Annotated in this window: 7 protein-coding genes; all 7 read left to right on the top strand. The window is 62.8% G+C overall.

Going from position 1 to position 19,903, the window contains the following annotated elements:
• Positions 1–594: 594 nt before the first annotated feature.
• Genes pglW through AB431_RS04705 form a run of 7 tightly spaced genes read left to right on the top strand, consistent with a single transcriptional unit; the run spans position 595 to position 19,902 of the window.
• A complete protein-coding gene (pglW, locus tag AB431_RS04735) occupies positions 595–4,827 on the top strand; it encodes a BREX system serine/threonine kinase PglW (protein ID WP_047328963.1) in 4,233 nt (1,410 codons plus the stop codon).
• Positions 4,827–8,372 (top strand): BREX-2 system adenine-specific DNA-methyltransferase PglX, encoded by a 3,546-nt coding sequence (pglX, locus tag AB431_RS04730; RefSeq protein WP_047328962.1) that lies wholly within the window; start codon positions 4,827–4,829, stop codon positions 8,370–8,372. Before pglW ends, pglX begins: the two co-directional genes overlap by 1 nt.
• Positions 8,369–12,040, top strand: a complete 3,672-nt coding sequence (locus AB431_RS04725; RefSeq protein WP_047333090.1) for a phage resistance protein — start codon at positions 8,369–8,371, stop codon at positions 12,038–12,040. Before pglX ends, AB431_RS04725 begins: the two co-directional genes overlap by 4 nt.
• Complete coding sequence (pglZ, locus tag AB431_RS04720; RefSeq protein ID WP_235435831.1) at positions 12,028–14,730, top strand: BREX-2 system phosphatase PglZ; 2,703 nt, start codon at positions 12,028–12,030, stop codon at positions 14,728–14,730. The genes AB431_RS04725 and pglZ overlap by 13 nt, the downstream gene beginning before the upstream one ends.
• Positions 14,727–16,007, top strand: a complete 1,281-nt coding sequence (brxD, locus tag AB431_RS04715) for a BREX system ATP-binding protein BrxD (RefSeq protein ID WP_047328961.1) — start codon at positions 14,727–14,729, stop codon at positions 16,005–16,007. Before pglZ ends, brxD begins: the two co-directional genes overlap by 4 nt.
• Positions 16,007–18,118, top strand: a complete 2,112-nt coding sequence (locus AB431_RS04710; protein ID WP_047328960.1) for a DEAD/DEAH box helicase — start codon at positions 16,007–16,009, stop codon at positions 18,116–18,118. Before brxD ends, AB431_RS04710 begins: the two co-directional genes overlap by 1 nt.
• Positions 18,115–19,902, top strand: coding sequence for a DUF262 domain-containing protein (locus tag AB431_RS04705; RefSeq protein ID WP_047328959.1), 1,788 nt, complete (start codon positions 18,115–18,117; stop codon positions 19,900–19,902). The genes AB431_RS04710 and AB431_RS04705 overlap by 4 nt, the downstream gene beginning before the upstream one ends.
• The last annotated feature ends 1 nt before the right edge of the window (position 19,903 follow it).

Below are 19,903 nucleotides of genomic sequence, written 5' to 3'. Positions count from 1 at the left end.
CGAGTTTGCGGGTAGCGAGGTCACCGTCACGACAAGTCCCGAGGTAGTCGCCGACATCATTCTCAGCGCGCTGCCCAGGATCGTGCCCACAGCTGACGACCCCGCGTACGTCGCGTGGTACGCCGGTCTAGTGCAGCTCGTCGAACGAACTGGCGAGTTGCCCATTGCCTACGCCGAGTATTTCGACAGCACCGAAGGTTGGGAGGTCGGCTGGGGCGGCGATATCCGCTATCCCAACCCGCCCAAACCGCATAAACCGGCGAAAGACACGCGTTGAGGGTGTGAACGGCGGTCGAGGGCCTCCAACGCGGCTGACGCCCTTTCCCTCATCGAGCCGCTGTCGGCGAACTGTTCGGGCGCGGGCAGCAACCCGTGTCAGTGATCGCCGCTGAGGTCGCCTTCACGAAGCCCTGCAAGGAATCGGGTGTTACGGCCGCCCACGCGCGACGCGGCGTTGTCGGCATCTCGGTGAATACTCGCAGTTTGGCCTGGAATCGACGCCGGATTGGTCGCTATCACGCGACAAACCGCCAAGGTCGAAGCACAACTAAGTAAGTTTGTCTCTGCACACTGCGACGAGGGGGTACCGAACCGGTGAAGGACGGACGCTGGGTCCAGATCGCCGAGTCGCAGTTCGCCCACGAGCAGCAAGGCCTCGACGCAATCAAGGAAGCCCTGCCCGACGCTCCCCCGTTCCGCGCTTGGGCGAACTTCGAGTTCCGCGACAACCGTGGCCGCTGGCACGAGGTCGATCTACTGGTCCTGGCCCGCGACACGCTCTACCTCATTGAACTCAAGCACTACCGCGGCATCCTGCGCGGCAACGACCACGTGTGGATGCGCAACGGCAACCGCGCCGAGGACTCTCCGCTACTGCTGGCACGCCGCAAGGCCCAGTACTTCGCTTCGCTGCTGAAGGACTCGCTGCGGCAGAAAGCTGGACACCTACCAAAGGGCGTCATCCCCTACGTGCAGGAGTTGGTCTTCCTCAGCCACCCCGAGTTCGTCTGCGACCTCTCGCCGAGCGCGGCGATCAACCTGTACGGGCTCGATGGGGCCACCAAGACCACCGGACTGCCCGGCATCTCCGAGCGCCTGCTCGCCCCCGCCCGACACGAGCCAATCACCGAACACAACAGCCTGCTCATCGCCGGGCTGATGAAGGCGATCGGCCTGGCGCCACGGCGACAGCGCGAGGTCGGCTCGTGGATCATCGACGAGCAACCGCTCGCCGACGGCGACGGCTGGCAGGACTGGCCGGCGTTTCACCACGTCGACGCCGAGCGCCACGCCCGCATCCGCTTCTACCTGACCAGCCAGGGCGCCCCCACTGCTGAGCAGCACGCCCGCACCCGGGCCGTGACCTCCGAGTACCACCTGCTGTCCCGCCTGCGCTTCGACGGCTTGCAGGTGCCTGAGGACATCGTCAACGAGCCTGAACTCGGTGTCGGTCTGGTGTTCCCCCAGCCAAAGGGCGACGTCCCGCTCGATCTCTGGCTCGCGGATAACAAAGGCAAGCTCTCGCTGGAACGGCAACTGGACCTCATCGGCCGCATCGCCGACATCGTCCACTACGCGCATCGCAATCGTGTTGTGCACCGCAGCCTCAACCCTCGCGCCATTGCCATCCGAGAGAAGGGCTCACAGCTTCTGCCCCAGGTCACCGACTGGGACAGCGCCGGAGTACTGCCCGCCAACCCTGACACCGCCGTAAGCAGGCTCTCCTCGGGTTCACTGAGCCTGATGGCGGCTAGCCCTAGTGATGCCGCACAGCTGTATTCCGCGCCCGAAGGCCACCGTCCCACCGATCCGGCGCGCGTCGACGTCTTCGGTCTCGGCGCGCTGGCGTTCTATATCCTCAGCGGTCAGCCGCCAGCTACCGAGCGCGGCGAACTGATTGATCGACTGCGCCGCGACCGTGGCCTCGACCTCGCCGCTGAGATGCCGCAAGTTCGGACGCCCCTTCGGCAGCTCGTCCTCGACGCCACCAACCCCAGCCCCGCCGACCGCATTGCCGACATAGCCTCGTTCCTCGAACAACTCACCGCCGTGCGCGAGGACTTGCTGGGCAAGGCCACCGGAACCGATCCGCTGGAGGCAGGTCCCGGCGCTGAACTCGACGGACGATTCGTCTACCGCCAACGACTGGGTGCTGGCTCGACCGCCGTCGGCATCCTCGTCACCGACAAACAGGTGGGCGACGCCGAGCGGGTCCTCAAGGTCGCCAAGGATGCGGACGCCGCCGAGCGTCTACTGGCGGAGGCGAAGGTGCTGGGCAAGCTCGAGAACGAAGAACGCATCGTCACACTGCACGACTGCCTCGATGTCGGTGGACGCACCGCACTGCTGCTCCGGTACGCGGGCCGGACCACGCTTGCCGAAGAACTCAACAACCGCGGCCGGCTGTCCATCGACGTCCTCGAACGTTGGGGCACCGACCTGCTGACGGCACTGCTTGCCCTAGAACGCGCTGGCGTCACCCAGCGGGATATCAAACCGTCGAATCTTGGTGTCTATCAGACAAGTCCGCGCGCCGACTCGCACCTGGTGATGTTCGACTTCTCCATGGCAGGTGTGGACGCCAAGAACGTCGACGCCGGCACCCCGCCGTACCTCGACCCCTTCCTCGGCATCGGAGAGCGCCGCCAGTACGACACCGCGGCCGAGCGCTACGGCGCTGCCGTGGTGCTTTATGAGATGGCCACCGGCAAGACACCGTGGTACGGATCCGACGAAAACGCCAACCCCGCCACCGTCGACGACGACGTCACGCTGCGGCCCGACATGTTTGAGCCGACGATCACGCCCGCGATGACCGAGTTCTTCGCCGCCGCACTGTCACGCCGCGCAGAGAACCGACCCGACACTGCCGAGGACATGCTGCGAGCCTGGCGCGCAATCTTCAGCACCCTCGCTAACGAGCCGGAGGACCAGGTTGACGACGAAGCCGCCGAGAACGCCACCATCACAACCCCTCTGGCGAATTCTGGCCTGAGCGCCCGGGCGGTGTCGGCGTTGGCGACTGTGCAGGTGACCACCGTGGGCGAACTCCTGGCACTCGATTCGACGCGGTTGAATCGCCTGGTGGCCCGTGAGGCCAAGGACACCCGTAAGGAAATCACTACTCGCTTCCGCGCCTGGACAAAACGGCTGGGCAAGGAACGCAAGCAAGCTTCCGGCGACGCACTGATGGGGCTCGACGACGCCGTGGATCTGCTGCTGTCTGCAGTCTCTGGAGCACGAGCCTCGACACGAAAGGACGCCGCCGAGCTGCTGCTTGGCGCGAAACCCGGACTCGATGCCTTCGCCAGTAGCACCGAACTCGCCGCCAAGCTGGGCAAGGCGGCCCAACGCGGACCACAGCTGCTCAAGGAGTTACAGGACGACTGGGCCGAGCGCCAAGACACCCGCGAACTCTTGGACGCGGTCAGTGAGATCACCCGCCAGGTGCTCTCCGACTTCGGTGGCGTCGTAGCCATCGACACCCTGACCGCGGAGATTCGCGCCCGCCTGCCCGAGGCACCGGTGACGTCGACCGACCTGTCACAGCGGGCGCGCGCCGATCGTGCCGCCGGTGGGCTGCTCCGGGTCGCCCTAGAACGACTCAGCGAACACGAAACTGCCTCGGGCACCAAGGAATTCGTTCGGCGCAGACACGGGCGCCGCCTTGCCCTGCTCGCGACCGACGAACTCCTGCTCGCTGCGGCGGAATCGGCAGCCAAGCGCGCCGACGAGTTGGTGGCCGCTGATCGCAACATCGTCATCCCCGCACCAACAGCGGCCCGGGAGCTGGGCAAGGCCTTCCTGGATGGCTACCGCTCGGTCAGTGACCCGGGTGCGCAAACCGCGCTGCCCACCGACGGCCGGCTGATCCGCTTGGCTGCGGCCATTTCCAAGCATGCCGCTGTGTCCGGGCGCACCGAGCTGCACAATAAGGACATCGCGCCGTCTGCGGCGATTCAGACTGCGCTCACTGGCCTGGCGCAGTCGGAGTCGTTGTCGCCGTCGCAGATCCGTAGCCGGGTGAGCGCGCGCTTCCCCGAACTCGACCGTGTTCCTGCACCACCGCATCTGGATACGTTCCTTAAGCAGACGACGCTGAACCTGGAGTGGGACGCCGCGTCGAGCACGTACCGGTTTCGGGACGCTCAACCTCCCAGTGCGACAACGATGCACACCCGCAACCCAACAACGATCCCACCGACGACAGAACCGCCTGCCACGATTGTGCGAGACGACGCCGGCGAACGAGCGACGCTGCGCCGCTCACTGGACGAGCACGGGTTCGTCGCGATCGGAGTGCCGATTCCGCCGGACAGGCCCGGCGAGCACGAGCGGGTCGCGCGGGAACTTGCCGACGCCTACGACGGACTTGTCGTCGATGTCACGACTCGGCTTATCGACTCAATGCGCAAGTTGGCTAGCCAACAGGGCATCTCATGGGACCTGGTGCGCAGCGCGGACGCCGCCGATGCCGGCAGCCTGGACGCTCGGGGCTTGCGCGCCGTGATCGATCGTGTGGTCCCGCAGTTGCGTGACGACCTGAGCGCAGAAGTGTTCGACGGCAAGCCGAGTGAACAGCCGCTAATTCTGACTGAAGTCTCACCCCTTGCGCGTTACGGCCACCTCGACGTCCTTGCTGCGCTTAGCGATCTCGCCGCCCCACGGCGCCGCCCACTGTGGGTGGTATTGCCGCAGCTGCGCGGCCAGCACGGCGCGTTGGTGGATCGCAAACCGATTCAATTGGGCTCTCCCGGCGGGCAGTTCATTATGTGGCGTCCGACTGCCGATCTCGTGTCTGCGACTGAAGATGAAGGAGTGGTGTGATGGCTGCGGCCACATCAGATCTGGTGGCGGCGCTGCGCCGGCAAGTGCTTGACCTCGAAACGGATCTGCGCGCCCGAGTCGACGGTGCCGACGCTGACATTCGACAGGTCGACGTGTACGACGCATGGAAGCGTGACTACGACAAAGCTGCCTCGGCCAATCGCACTGCGGCATCGTGGCAGGAATGGCGCAACGATCGAGTCACGCAGGCTGCCGTCGCGTGGGTGTTGCTGACCGTCTTCGCGCGCTACTGCGAGGACAACGCACTAGTCACGCCGCGGTGGATCTCCGGCGCGACCGCCGACGAGCGCACGCATGCCTTGGACTCGCGGCGGGCGTACTTTCAGCAGAATCCCGAACACACTGACCGGGAGTGGCTCGGTCAGATCATCGCGCACTTCGCGAAGTTCCCGGCGACTGCCGCGCTCGTCGATTCGTACTCGCCGATCCATTTGGTCGCGCCGTCTGGTGATGCAGCTCGCGCAGTGTTGGAGTTCTGGTGGCAACAGAACGCCGACGGTGAACCAGCATTTACGTTCCACGGCATGGACACTCGATTTCTTGGTGATGTCTACCAAGATCTTTCCGAGCACGCCAAAAAGACATTCGCGCTACTCCAAACACCTGAGTTCGTAGAGGAGTTCATCCTCGACCAGACGATGGAGCCCGCCCTCGCCGACCGGCCGCTGAAGGGTTTCACAGTCATCGACCCAACGTGCGGTTCGGGACACTTTCTGCTCGGTGCATTCCACCGTCTGCATGATCGGTGGCAGCGCCACGCCCCAGCGCTCGGCCCACGCGAACTCGTCGAGAAGGCCCTCGAGGGCATCTACGGGGTCGACATCAACCCGTTCGCCGTCGCGATCGCACGATTCCGACTACTCGTCGCAGCCCTCCAAGCGGCCGGCGACAACAGCATCGAACAGCACATCGCCTACAAGCCGCATCTCGCCGCCGGCGACAGCCTGCTGTGGGGAGCCAATCAGCAACTACTCCCCGAAGATCTTCTCGCGAGTGGACATTCAATACGCGCAGACACCACAGAGAACGCGGAGGCCCTGACGGAGATCTTGCAACGCGAACACGATGTCGTGGTGGGGAACCCGCCGTACATAACGGTGAAGGACGCGGCGCTGAATGCGACGTACCGACAACTGTACAAGACTCCTTATCGGCAATATGCGCTGACAGTTCCTTTCATGGAGTTGTTCTTCCGCCTTGCGTACGTACCAGGCCGCGCGCGACCCGCTGGGTGGATTGGGCAGATTACTTCAAACTCGTTCATGAAACGCGAGTTTGGTTCCAAACTGATCGAAGACTTCCTGCCAACCGTGGATCTTCAACTCGTGATTGATTCTGAAGGCTCGTGGATTCCCGGGCACAACATGGATGGCACTCCAACTGCCATCCTATTCGGACGCAATCGCCCCCCAGCTGCAGCGACAGTACGCGCTGTCCTCAGTAAGGGAGTGAGGGAGACCCCCGCCGACGCCCTTGAGTGCGGATACGGCCCGTACTGGGCATCGATCGTTAAGCACATTGGCCAAACTGGCTACGAAGACGCATACATCAGCGTTGCCGACCTGCCGCGCAAGACACTGAAAACTCATCCCTGGAGCTTGTCGGGCGGGGGTGCGGTCGAATTGCTGCAACTGATTGATGCGAGATCTGACAGGCTCTCTCTGCATATCCGCGAGATCGGCCGCACCACCCACACCGGTTCCGATGACGCCTTTTACTTACCGATGCACACGTCGAACACCCTCAGGCTCAGTACTGATGCCGTGCCTGTGATCCTGGGCGAAGACGTCCGCGACTACGCCCTAGACGCCAAGCTAGACACGATCTTCCCGTACGACGCCAAAGGTAAACCGAAGGGTCTGCGCGCCAACACCGCTCACTATCTGTGGCCGAACCGCGCATCGCTCTCACAGCGCATCGACTTCCAGCAGACGCTTGAAGCACGCGGGCTAAGATGGTTCGACCATTCCATGTTTTTCCCCAAACGCTTCACATCACCCCTTTCCATCGCATTCGCCTTCATCGCAACACACAATCACTTCGTGTTGGACCGCGGCGGCAAGGTATTCAACCGTTCGGCGCCCGTGATCAAGCTGTCCGAGAGCTCGTCGGTCGATGACCACCTGCGTCTGCTCGGGGCGCTGAACTCGTCAGTGGCATGCTTTTGGCTTAAGCAGAACAGCCAGCCCAAAGGTGGTGCAGCGGAGCATCCTTGGTCACGAACGTATGAGTTCACCGGGAGTACCCTCCAAGGCTTCCCTCTACCGGAAAATGCATCTGCCGAACGGCCTATGGCACTAGACGATCTCGCCCACGGGTTCCAAGCTCAAACCCCTGCCCAAATCGCCAATATCGAAACCCCCTCTGCCGCATCACTCGAAGCCGCCCGCACCGAGAACGAGCGGCTGCGTGGGCTAATGGTTGCGCACCAGGAAGAACTCGACTGGGAGTACTACCGCATCTACGACCTCACCGAGGACGACCTCACGTATCACGGCGACCTCCCTGAGATTGTCCTCGGGCAGCGCGCCTTCGAGATCGCCCTGGCGCGGCGGATGAAGGAAGGTGAAGAAACCGCCTGGTTCGACCGCCACTCGTCAACGCCCATCACCGACATTCCCGGCCGCCTACCCGCCGACTACCAGGAACTCCTGCAGCGTCGACTGGACGCAATCGAATCCAATCCAAACATTCGCCTTTTGGAGCGTCCGGAGTACAAGCGGCGCTGGGCCGTTGAGCCGTGGGACAAGCAGGTCGAGTCAGCATTGCGTGATTGGCTGCTCGACCGCGTCGAGAATCGCTCGTTGTGGTTCGATCGCGAAGGCCGCCCGACCACCATGTCTACTGCACAGTTGGCCGATCTTCTCGATCGCGACGACGACTTCCGAAACGTTCTGCGGCTCTGGGCCGGTGACGCCAACGTCGCCACCGGCACCGCCTTGGCGAAACTCCTTGCCGACGAGGGTGTTCCCTATCTTTCGGCGTACCGCTACAAGCAATCAGGACTGGAGAAGCGCGCAATCTGGGAAGACACCTGGGCTTTGCAGCGCCGCGAAGACGACGGCGACAAACTCGACGCTCCGATCCCCGTGCCGCCGAAGTACAAGCCCACCGACTTCGCCAAGGCCTCGTACTGGTCGCACCGCGGCAAGCTCGATGTGCCGAAAGAAAGGTTCATCTCCTATCCGGGCGCCGGGCGTGACTCAGACTCCACCGAACTGCTCGGCTGGGCCGGTTGGGATCATGCCGACCAAGCACTGGCTCTCGCTGGGCTGATCAGCCAGCGCATCGAAGAAGGCTGGGAGACTCCCAAGCTCATCCCGCTGCTCGCCGGACTCAACGAACTACTGCCCTGGGTTCTGCAGTGGCACAACCAGATCGACCCCGAATACGGCGAGTCCGTCGCCGATACCATCGCCGACGAGTTGACCACTCGCCTGGCCGAACATCACCTCACCGTCACCGAGCTGGCCACGTGGCGGCCCGAACCTACCGGCCGAGGACGGAAGGCCAAGACATCGTGACCACACTCCTGCGCGACGTCATCGACATTCCCGAACGCGTCGGCGCCGACGACTACGTGCTGCGCCTCACCGACAGCACCAACGATGACGCCCACATCGAGGCCGCCCTCGACCAGTACGTGCTCACCGCGTCCCTGCGCGACAACTTCAACGCCGCCGTCGACATCGTCGCCGACGCACTGACGAAGGACACCTCGCGGGCGGCCTACCTCACCGGCTCCTTCGGCTCCGGCAAGAGCCATTTCATGGCGGTGCTCTACGCCCTCCTCGGCAACCACAAGGCGTTACGCACCGAGAAGTTTCGCGACCTCACCGGGCGCTATGACGGAGAACTCAACGGCAAGAAGATCCTGCGGCTCACGTACCACCTGCTGGGCGCCAAGAGCCTGGAGCAGGCCGTACTCAAGGGGTACGTCGAACAGATCAAGGCCCTGCACCCCGATGCCCCGCTTCCTGCCGTGCACGTATCCGACTCACTGCTGGATGACGCCGACAATCTCCGCACTCGCATGGGCGACGACGAGTTCCTGGCCGGACTGGGAGGGGGTCAGGCACAGGGCAACGGTTGGGGCGGCCTTCTCGGTGCAGCGTGGGACTTGCCGCGCTACCAAGCGGCACGCGCCGCCACCGCTGAGGACGCTGAACGCCGTGAACTGGTGTCCGCACTCGTCAACAGCTACTTCACGTCGTTCTCCGAGACCGCCGACTATGTCGACCTTGATCGCGGCCTCGTCGTGATCTCCGAGCATGCCAAGAACCTGGGTTACGACGGCGTCGTGCTATTCCTCGATGAATTAGTGCTGTGGCTTGCGTTCTCCGTGCGTGACGCCGAGTTCTTCGCCCGCGAATCCCAAAAGATCACCAAACTCGTCGAGTCATCGGGGCGTCAGCGGGCAATCCCTTTGATTTCATTCATCTCTCGTCAAATGGACCTCCGGAAGTGGTTCGCCGACGCAGGGGCCTCCGGTGCGGAGCAAGAAGCGCTCGACAGTGCGTTCCAATTCCAGCAGGGCCGGTTCCGCGAGATCCAGCTTGGCGACGACAACCTCGCCGAAGTCGCCCACGCGCGGCTACTGAAACCTAAGGACGAGGCCGCCCGAAAGATTCTCGACGACGCCTTCGACAACCTCACCCGCACCGCTGCAGTATGGGATGTGTTGCAGGACAGTCTCAATACCGACGATCGGCATCGAGGTGCTTCCGAACAGGAGTTCCGGCTTACCTACCCGTTCTCCCCGGCGCTGGTGTCGACCCTGCGCAACCTCTCCTCGGTGATGCAACGCGAGCGCACCGCATTGAAAGTGATGCAACGCATGCTGGTATCCCTGCGCGACACACTGACCGTCGACGACCTCATTCCTGTCGGCGACTCCTATGACTTCATCGTCGACGGCAGCGACCCCATCGACGGGCACGCCGGGGCCATGTTCAAGGCGGCATCAGACCTCTACAAGAACCGTCTGCTGCCCAGCCTGCTTGACAAGCATTCCGTTAGCCTCGACCAACTCGAGAAGGATCCCGCCTCGGTTCCATCGGGCTTTCGTGGGCAGGAACGCATCGCGAAGACCTTGCTGCTCTCCGCGATTGCACCGAAAGTCCCTGCTCTGCGTGATATCACCGCCGCACGGCTTGCCGCGCTCAACCATGGATCTATCAAGGCACGCATGGCAGGCGGCGAAGCCCGCGTCGTACTCGGTGTCGTCCGCGAGTGGGCGCAGAAAGACGTCCCCGAGATCACCGTTTCCGAAGGCGCCAACCCCGTCATCCGGGTGCAGCTCGCCGACGTCGACTACCAGTCGATCATCGAACGCGTTCGTGGCGAAGACAATGCGGGCCGACGCCGCGTCCTCATCCGTCGCCTTGTTCACAAGGCCCTCGGAGTTCCGAGCGGACAGGACGATCTCAGCGGTGCCGCGACTCGGACGGTGATCTGGCGCGGATCACGCCGCGAAGTCGACATCGTCTTCGGCAACGTCCGCGACGCCGGTTCCACACCCGAACAGGCCTTCGACCCCCGACCCGGCACCTGGCGGGTGGTGGTCGACTACCCGTTCGACGAGGCCGGCTACACCAGCGCCGACGACGTCAACCGCATTGACCGGCTGTTGACCAACGGCGACCGAAACACCCTCGTGTGGCTGCCCCGGTTCTTCTCTGAGTCCGCAATGGACGATCTGGCGTTGCTGGTCAAGCTCGATTGGCTCTTCACCGGCAGTGGTGACCGATGGACGGAGAACTCCGATCACCTCTCAGCGACCGATCGAGCCCAGGCCCGAGGCATCCTGGAGAACCTCCTCAGCGGCACGCTGACCAGCCTTGAGAGTCTGCTCAAGCAGGCCTACGGCATCGAACCGGCCGATCTGAAGCGAATCTCTGAAGAGTCAACGCAGTTCGACGTGCTCACGTCGCTGTCGCGAGACTTCAGCCCCGCCCTGCCCCCGGCCGCGAGCCTGGAAGACGCGCTGCTGAAGATCATCGACCAAGCGTTCTCAGCGATCTACCCGCAACACCCTGCCTTCGATCCCCCGTCCGACGAAGTCACCGCCCGCAACTTCGAGACGGTGCGTGACTACGTCGAGAAAGCCGCCACCAACCGGGACGGCCGGGTGCCCACCGATCCGGGCACCGACCGCAAGATCGTCCGCCGCGTCGCGGGACCACTTCGCGTCGGCAAGGCCACCGAAGACCACTACCTGTTCGGAGAGGACTCCTTCGCGTACTGGGCGGGTGAACTTGATCGCGCCGCGCTCACGGCTGACCCGCTGACGGTGGGCGCGATGCAACAGCACATTGAGGCCATCACACCGGCATGGGGTCTACGACCGGAGGCGCGGGATCTCGTGATCAGCGCATGGGCACTGCTGCGGAAACGTGCCTGGTTCAACGCTGGCGCAGCCTGCCCAGCGCCTGCTTTGGGGCGGATGTCGCCGAACATCGAGCTGCGGGCCGAAGAGCTCCCAGAGCAGCAAGCGTGGGATGCCGCGCGCTCGAATGCGTCGAAGCTGTTCGGGTACACCATCGCGCGTACCTACCTCACCGGTGCGAACGTCGCCGACTTCGCCACCCAGGTTTGCGCGAAGGCGGCCGAGAGTACGAACCAACTGGGCTACCTCGTCGAGGAAGTCGGACGCGCCTACCAACGACTCGGGCTAACCCAAGGCTCCGGCGACCGACTCGCCTCAGCCATCGCGTTGCGCAGTCTCACGGAGCGCTTGCAGGGCTTGTCGGGGAACGTCGCCGTGATCAACACCATGGCGGGCGCCGAGCTTCCGGTCGCGGCCGAGACCGCCGGCCAGATCCGCAACGATGCGGGCCGGGACACCCAGGCGCTGCGAAGCTTCAAGTGGAAGCTCGTCGAACGACTCCTGCAAGGCGTACAACGCGGTGACGCAAGTGGCGACAGTGCGCGTGCCATCGAAAAGTCCCTCCACCAAGCTATTTCGGTCCCCGGACGTTCGCTCAGCGACGAACTCACCTCCGTCGAGAACAAACTCGTCGCATGGGTCGTCGACGAAGACGGTGGTGGCACGCCTCCACCACCGCCGCGAACGATCAAGGGCGATGTCACGTTGAGTACCGCCGAGGACATCTCGACTCTCGTCGCCGACCTCCAAAAGGCAATCGACGCGCACGGCAAGGAAGTTCACGTTCACTGGTGGGTCGATTGAGCATCCTGAACGCCACCGAACCGATCATTCGGGCTCGCCTGAAGAAGGCTCGCGACAAGCACTACAGGAGTGGTGTCCTCGGGTTGCGCGCCAAACCGTCATGGGATGGCGACGCCTTCACCTATGAAGGCACACCCGTCATGGTCGTGGCATGTCCGTCGGTGTTGGCACTCTGGGAAGCCATCGACCAGCGCAACCCTGATCAGTGGACGATTGTCCTCACCGACGTCGAGGACGACGATCTCGGTGACACCGTGCTCGCGCATCTGCTTGACGGTCGGCTCATCACGCCCGACCCGTGGGATGCGTTGAAAAGCAACTTCTCTGCCACCACCATTGAGCCGGCGTTGTATCGAACCCACAACGACCGGGCGATCGCCAACGGACTTCTCACCGCCTTGTCGCCCGACGCCTACATTCCCGCACCCGGCGGTGTCCTCACCCGCGACCACGCCATGTCGACGATCGCGCGCGACGTCCTCAACATCGTCAAAGACGTCGACGTGGAGATCGACGCGTTGGCCGTGCTCGAATGGAGCCGGTCCCAAGATGTTACGAACGGACTTGTCACGCTGTCTGCTTCGGGTGGGCCCGAACTCACGTCGGCGTTCCAGTCCTGGTTGTCCGAGCGTTCGGGTCGGCTCCGCAAACCGGTCGATGCTCTGTTGTCTGCGCAGCGAATCACCGACCTGGTTCCGCTCGGCGTCGTCGCGGGGCTCTTCGACGAATCCGACGGCAAGGCCCTCGGCGTCTTCCTCGGCAGCTATGGACTCAGTGACCTCGACGGTGAGGACTTGAACTCCTGGTACCAGCACACCCGCGGGCTCGTCACCAACTCTCTGAACACGCAACAACAACAGACCGTCCTAACCACAGCAGCGTCGATCGTGAACGAACTCGGAATCAACGCCGCCGCAGCGACCTCCGAACTGTTGCCTCAGGGACTCGATGCGCGGCTCGTCACGTTGTCCGACGCAATCACCGAAGCATTGCCGAACCCACTTCCAGCCGAGCTCGATGCCCGGTTGCTGCCCGACGACGCGCTTCGCGACATCGAAACGCACTGGACGCACGTGCAACAGCACTTCCTCGCGGACCGCGACCAGAGCTGTCGCGCGTTCGGGGGTGCCGTCCGCCTGGCCCGCTGGCTGGCAACCCCCGTCGCCCCCGCACAGGGGCTCGCCCCGTCGTTCGAGCGGTACGTCCGCATCGACTCCTGGGTGGACACCGCACTGGTGACGGCGCGACGAGGGGCCGACCAACCCATCCCCGCAGCGGCCCTACGCGCCATCATCGACGTCGTTCTCGCCCGCCGAGCACAGCACGACCGCTCCTTCGCCGCCGCGCTGGCCGACGCACCAACACCGCCCGTGCAGACTATCGAGAACCTCATGCACGACCTCGTCATACCGATCGCCAAGAAGTCACCCACCTTGCTTGTCGTCGTCGACGGGCTATCGATGGCAGCGACAAATGATCTCGTCCGGTCCACCCAATTGGAAGGCTGGACAGAGCTTTCCGCGAATCATGATGCACGCCGCGCATCGGCACTCGCGGTGCTCCCTACCCTCACGCAGCGCAGCCGGTGCTCGCTACTCTGCGGGGAACTGCGCGAAGGCGGCGACGGGCCGGAGCGCTCCGGGTTCCTATTGCTCCTCCACAACGCACAGCTGGAGGCGACGGGGGGTGTTCCCGACCCCATCTTCCACAAGAAGGCCCTCGATGCGGTGCCTAGCGGGGCGAAACTCGCCAGCGACGTGCGCAACGCCATCGCCGACGTCACACACCAGTCGTTGGTCGCCGTCGTCCTCAACTACGTCGATGACACTCTGCACCACGTCGACCCCGGCGGTACCGACTGGAATTTGGAAACCATCACCTACCTCGGCCCCCTGCTGAATGCCGCCAAGAACGCCGGGCGAACTGTCGTAATCACCTCTGACCACGGGCACATCATCGAGTACGGCTCCAGCGCGAAAGTGACCCGCGCCAATACCTACGGCCAGCGGGCGCATGGGGATCTCGCGAACGTCGATCCAGACCGCGAAGTCGTCGTCACGGGTCCCCGGGTAATGACTGAGACCAACACAGTCGTCCTCGCTGTCGACGAGACGATTCGCTACGGCGCCCGCAATGCCGGCTACCACGGTGGCGCGACCCCGGCCGAAGCCATCGTCCCGGTAGTGGTCCTCGTTGCCGGCGAGCTTCCTGACGGCGCCTCGCGGGTCGTCGGTGCCGAACCTCCCTGGTGGTATGCCGAGCCCATCAAAGCTCAAGTGGCACCGACAAGCCGAACCACGAAGCCACCCCGCAAGCCCGCACAAGACGGCCCCAGCCTGTTTGATGACGGCTCCGATTCAGGCCTGATTATCGTGCAGCAGAGCCGACTTGCGGCTGACGTGGTGGCGACCAAGGTGTTTGCCGAGCAGCTAAAGCTCGCCGGCCGAATTGTGTTGCAGCACACCCAGATCAAGGGATTGCTGCAGGCCCTGATCGACACCTCGGCGCACGAGGTCACACTCGCCCAGGCCGCTGCCGCGCTCGGCGTCGCCACCGCCAGCGTCAACGGCGCTCTCATGCAAGCCAAGCGCGTCCTCGACGTCGAGGGCTACGAAGTGCTTCGAGTCGGAAACGGCATCGTGCGCCTCGATATCGCGGTCTTGAAGGAACAATTCGGAGTGTCCGAATGACATCGCCGGTCTCTGCGCGGCGACGACGAGAGATTCTCGACGCTCTACGCCGCGGCACCGTACCGTCCAACGGGCTCGATCAGTTGGCTGTCGGCCTCGGTCGCTTCGAGGCTGAACTCGACGCCGAACTCGACATCGTCGCTGGCGGTGGTGCGGTGTTCAAGGCTGTGCGCGGCGAATATGGTTCCGGTAAAACCTTTTTTGCGCGTTGGCTCGCAGACCGCGCGATGAAGAAAGGCTTCGCCGTTGCGGAGGTGCAGATCAACGAGATCGACACCCCGCTGCATAAATTGGAGACCGTCTACCGACGCAGCATCGAGTCACTGCGGACAGCGTCGATCCAGCCGAGCGCACTGCGACCGATCCTCGATGCGTGGCTGTTCACCATCGAAGATGATGCGCGCCAGCAAGAGATCAACGTCGACGCTTTGTTGGAGCGGCGTCTAGCGGATGTCGCAACCCGCGCGCCCGTCTTCCCGATTGCCATCCGCGCCTATCGGCGTTTCGTCGCGGACGGGGACCACGACGGGGCTGACGGGTTGGTGGCGTGGCTTGGTGGGCAACCTCACGTCGCCGCTGCGGTCAAGCGCCGGGCAGGGATCAAGGGCGACCTCGACCATTTTTTGGCCCTTGGTTTTCTGCGCGGGCTGTTGGCGGTGCTTTCCGACGCGGGAAACCCGGGCTTGCTTCTGGTGCTCGACGAGGTGGAAACACTTCAGCGCATTCGCAGTGACGCGCGCGCGAAGGCATTGAATGCGCTACGCCAGCTGATCGATGAGGTCCACGACGGGCACTTCCCCGGCTTGTATCTGTTAATCACCGGAACGCCTGCGTTCTTCGAAGGGCGCCAAGGCATTCCCCTGCTACCACCGCTGGCCGATCGTCTGCACACGGAGTTCGCGAAAGATGCCCGGTTCGACAACCCGCGGGCGCCGCAGCTCCGACTGACCGGGTTCGACCAGACTCGTCTGATCGAGCTCGGCGCCCGGGTACGGGATCTCTACCTGTCAGGCGTGCCGGATGTTGCTCGCGTTGCCAGCGTCGCCGACGACGACTTCCTTGCGCAATTCGCGACCGCCATTGCCGGCGAACTTGGCGGCAAGGTGGGCATCGCGCCGCGACTGTTTCTGCGCAAGCTCGTCGACGTGCTCGACAAGATCGAACAGTTCCCCGACTTCGACCCGGCGCGCGACTATGAGATCCGGATCGCCCCTGCGGAACTCTCCGACGCTGAACGCGCGGCGCTTACGGCTGACGACGTGACGCTTGATCTCTGATGGACGCCTTCGACCAGCTACACCCTGGCCTGCAGTACCACCTCGCGAACACGTTGCGCTGGAATGGTCTTCGACCCACCCAGGCTGACGCGGTCGAACCCATTCTCGCCGGCCGCGACGCTCTCGTCTTGGCGCCGACGGCTGGTGGTAAGACCGAGGCAGCAGTGTTTCCGTTGCTGTCGAGGATGGCAGGCGAAGACTGGCAGGGCGTGTCAGTGCTGTACGTGGCGCCGCTGCGAGCGCTGCTCAACAACCTGCAACCGCGGATCGACGGGTACTGCAAGTGGCTGGGCCGATCAGCCGCGGTGTGGCATGGCGACGTGAGCCAGGCGCTGCGGCAGCGGATTCTGACGGATAGACCCGACGTCCTGCTGACCACTCCCGAGTCGATCGAGTCGATGCTGGTGTCGACGAAGGTAGATCCGCGGGTGCTGTTCTCAGGTCTGCGTGCGGTCGTCGTCGATGAGATCCACGCGTTCGCCGGGGATGACCGGGGCTGGCATCTGCTCGCGGTACTGGAACGGCTTTCGCGTGTCGCCGGCCGCGATCTGCAGCGTATTGGGTTGTCGGCGACCGTGGGTAACCCCGACGAACTTCTGGCCTGGCTGCAAGGCAGCTTCCACGGGCGCGATAAGACTGTCATCACGCCCTCTGTGGAGGCTGCCTCCGCCAAGCCTGATATCACCGTCGACTTCGTTGGGTCAATAGCCAACGCCGCGAAGGTGATCGCCTCGTTGCATGCTGGCGAGAAGCGCCTGGTGTTCGTGGACAGTAGGCGTCGGGCCGAAGAACTTGGTGCCGGGCTGACCGCTCACGGAATCGAGACATTCATTTCGCACTCCTCCTTGTCGGCGGCTGAGCGACGGCGCTCAGAGGCCGCGTTCGCCGACGCACGTGACACGGTGATCGTCGCGACGTCGACGTTGGAGCTCGGTATTGACGTCGGTGACCTTGATCGTGTCATTCAGATTGGCTCTCCCCGCACCGTAGCGTCGTTCCTGCAGCGGCTCGGCCGGACTGGTCGAAGGCCCGGAATCGAACGCAATTGTCTGTTCTTATGTCTCGACGATGAGTCAGTGCTGCTGACTGCCGGAATGCTGCACCAGTGGGCCCAGGCTTGGGTCGAACCCATTGTGCCTCCCCCACACCCCCGGCACATTGCCGCGCAGCAGCTAATGGCCTTGTGCCTGCAGGAGCACCGGATCAGTTCAGCTGATTGGAAGTCGTGGTGGGGCGAGTTAGCCGTCTTTGACTCAACCACGCCCGCGATCCTCGAACATCTCTTGTCAGAAGGCTATTTCGAGCAGGACGGTCCCTTTATGCAGATTGGTCCGGAGGCCGAGCGGCGTTTCGGACGACGGTACTTCTCCGATCTCACTGCCGTGTTCACCGCTCCCCCGGAATTCGTGGTACTCGCCGGACGTGTCGAGGTGGGGACGATCGGGACAGACCTGCTGACGGATGAAGTTGCTGGACCGAGACTTCTCTTGCTCGGCGGACGGTCATGGAAAGTCACTCATGTCGATTGGGAGCGCCGGCGGTGCTTCGTTGAAGCGGCCGACGGCGGTGGGAAAGCAAAGTGGTCTGGCACCAGTGGAGGGTTGTCCTTCGACATCGCTAGAGGGATGCGCTCTGTATTACTTGGCGCCGTCTTAGAAGGTGTGTCATTCACGGCGCGCGCGACGAAAGTGCTTGCAACTCTGCAGCAGGAGTATGCCGATGCCGTCGCACCTGGTCGACTCATCGTCCGAATTCCCAAAGACTCAGCAGGCCGGTGGTGGACTTGGGCCGGCACTGCCGCGAACCGCACCCTTCAGGCGTCGCTGCCATCCGCGATCGATCCGCGACAGCGGATCGATGAGAAATCCGTCCGCCTCATCCCGGGAATTTCAGTAGACGAGTTTTCCGAGGCACTCGCCTCGACCGAGTGGGCTAGCCCCGACGTGGACCCCAATGCGCTTCGTGGATTGAAGTTTTCAGCGGCACTGCCTCCGCGTTTGGCGAAAGCGACACTCAGCGAGCGACTCACCGACCTCGCGAATGCGAAGCTCGTAGCAGCGCAAGACCGTGTGTTAGTCAGGCAAGTAGACGAAGTGGGGAAACGATCGTGATCAAGTCGGTTGCAGACGAACCGGTATACAAACTTCTGAGCTCTGAAAACGATGTCGTGTACGAGATCCCTAAGTACCAGAGGGAGTACGCATGGTCTAAGCAGCAGTGGGACGAACTCTTCGATGACTTACTGGAAGAGGAAGACTCAAGCTCTGGTCACTTTCTCGGCACAATAATATGCATAAACCGCACCGCAAATGCGACGAAAGAAAGCGTTCTGGAGCTCGTCGATGGTCAGCAACGAATGACGACGCTGTCAATCCTGCTCGCCGCGATCTACAAGTTCTTAAGCGACCGCAGTGACCAACTAGACGAGGACGGCGTGGTTGACCTCAGCACGCTGCGTCGCCAACTCATCTTGAAGGATCCGACACGGCTGCGCGTTCGTCCCCAGTTTCAAAATAGCAATCACGCCGATTACCTGAACGTCTTGAAGACGTGCGGATTGGACGTGAAGGCGCCAGCAGTCAAGTTTCTCGGCAATCGCCGGATTATGAAGTCATACAACCACTTCGGCGCTCGCATCGACCAACTCGCGGGGCCGAGGTCGACAGTCCTCCCAGTCCTCCAACTACTCAAGCGGGTCAAACACGCGATCCTCGTGAAGCTGGAGGTGGAGAGCACCGCGGACGCCTTCACCCTGTTCGAGTCCTTGAACAATCGTGGAATTCCTCTGACGCCCATCGACATCATCAAGAACTCGCTACTTGCAGCTGCCGACAAGAAGCAGCTGAAGGGACTGACTGCAGACCACGTCTTCGACCAATGGAACGAGTTACTCGACGATCTTGGCGATGATTACAAGATCCAAGAGCGATTCTTCCGGCACTACTACAACGCATTCAAAGATGAATTGCCTTCGATCCCGAAGGCGCCCATAGCAACTCGGTCCAATCTCATCAAAATCTACGAGAAGGTCATCGACGCGGACCTGCAAGGACGACTGAAAGACATTCTGCTCTGTGGGAGCGTCTATCGCCGCATAGTTGGCAACCTAGACGCGGACGAGTCAACCAATAAGTTCGACGATGCACTGGCCAACCTGGCCCGCGTGCAAGGCGCGCCTTCAGAGGCGCTTCTCCTTTATCTGATGACATACCGTGACGACTACGCACTAACCGACTCCCTGCTTCAGTCAGTCACCGAGACGCTGGTCAGCTTCTTCGTCCGACGGAACCTGACAGGCGATCCGGCGACCAACGTTCTTCAGCGACTCTTCATGTCAATCATCTCCGACGTCGCCGGATCGACCGGAAAGCAGGTCGTCGACGTAGTCAAGCGACGACTTCGCAACGTCGTGTCCGATGACCAGACGTTCGAAGCCAAGCTCACCGGCCCGCTCTACAACGAGAACGCCGATGTCACTCGATACATACTCGTTGCTCTCGCCCAAGCAGATATGACGAACGAGACCTTCACTGATTTGTGGGAACGCGAAGGCAATCACTACAAGTGGACGATCGAACACATCCTTCCCCAGGGGCCCGGGCTGCCGAAGGAATGGCTGACGATGCTGGGCGGGGCCGAGAAGGCTTCAGCGGTCCAGCAACAGCATGTCCATAGACTCGGAAATCTCACGATTACTGGTTACAACAGCACTCTGAGCAACAAGTCCTTCCAGTCGAAAAAGAACCGCAAGGACGCAAACAAGAAGTTCGTTGGTTTCCGGAACGGATTACCGCTCAACGCTGACGTCGTCGAGGCGTCGCAGTGGACTGAGTCGGAGATCGATGCCCGGACGCAGAGGCTAGCCAAACGCGTACTGAAACTTTTCCCTCTTTGAT

Source organism: Mycobacterium sp. EPa45 (genome assembly GCF_001021385.1).
Taxonomy (GTDB): Bacteria; Actinomycetota; Actinomycetes; order Mycobacteriales; family Mycobacteriaceae; genus Mycobacterium.
The sequence above is the reverse complement of the archived record's forward strand: the minus strand, read 5'-3'. Positions and strand labels throughout refer to the sequence as shown.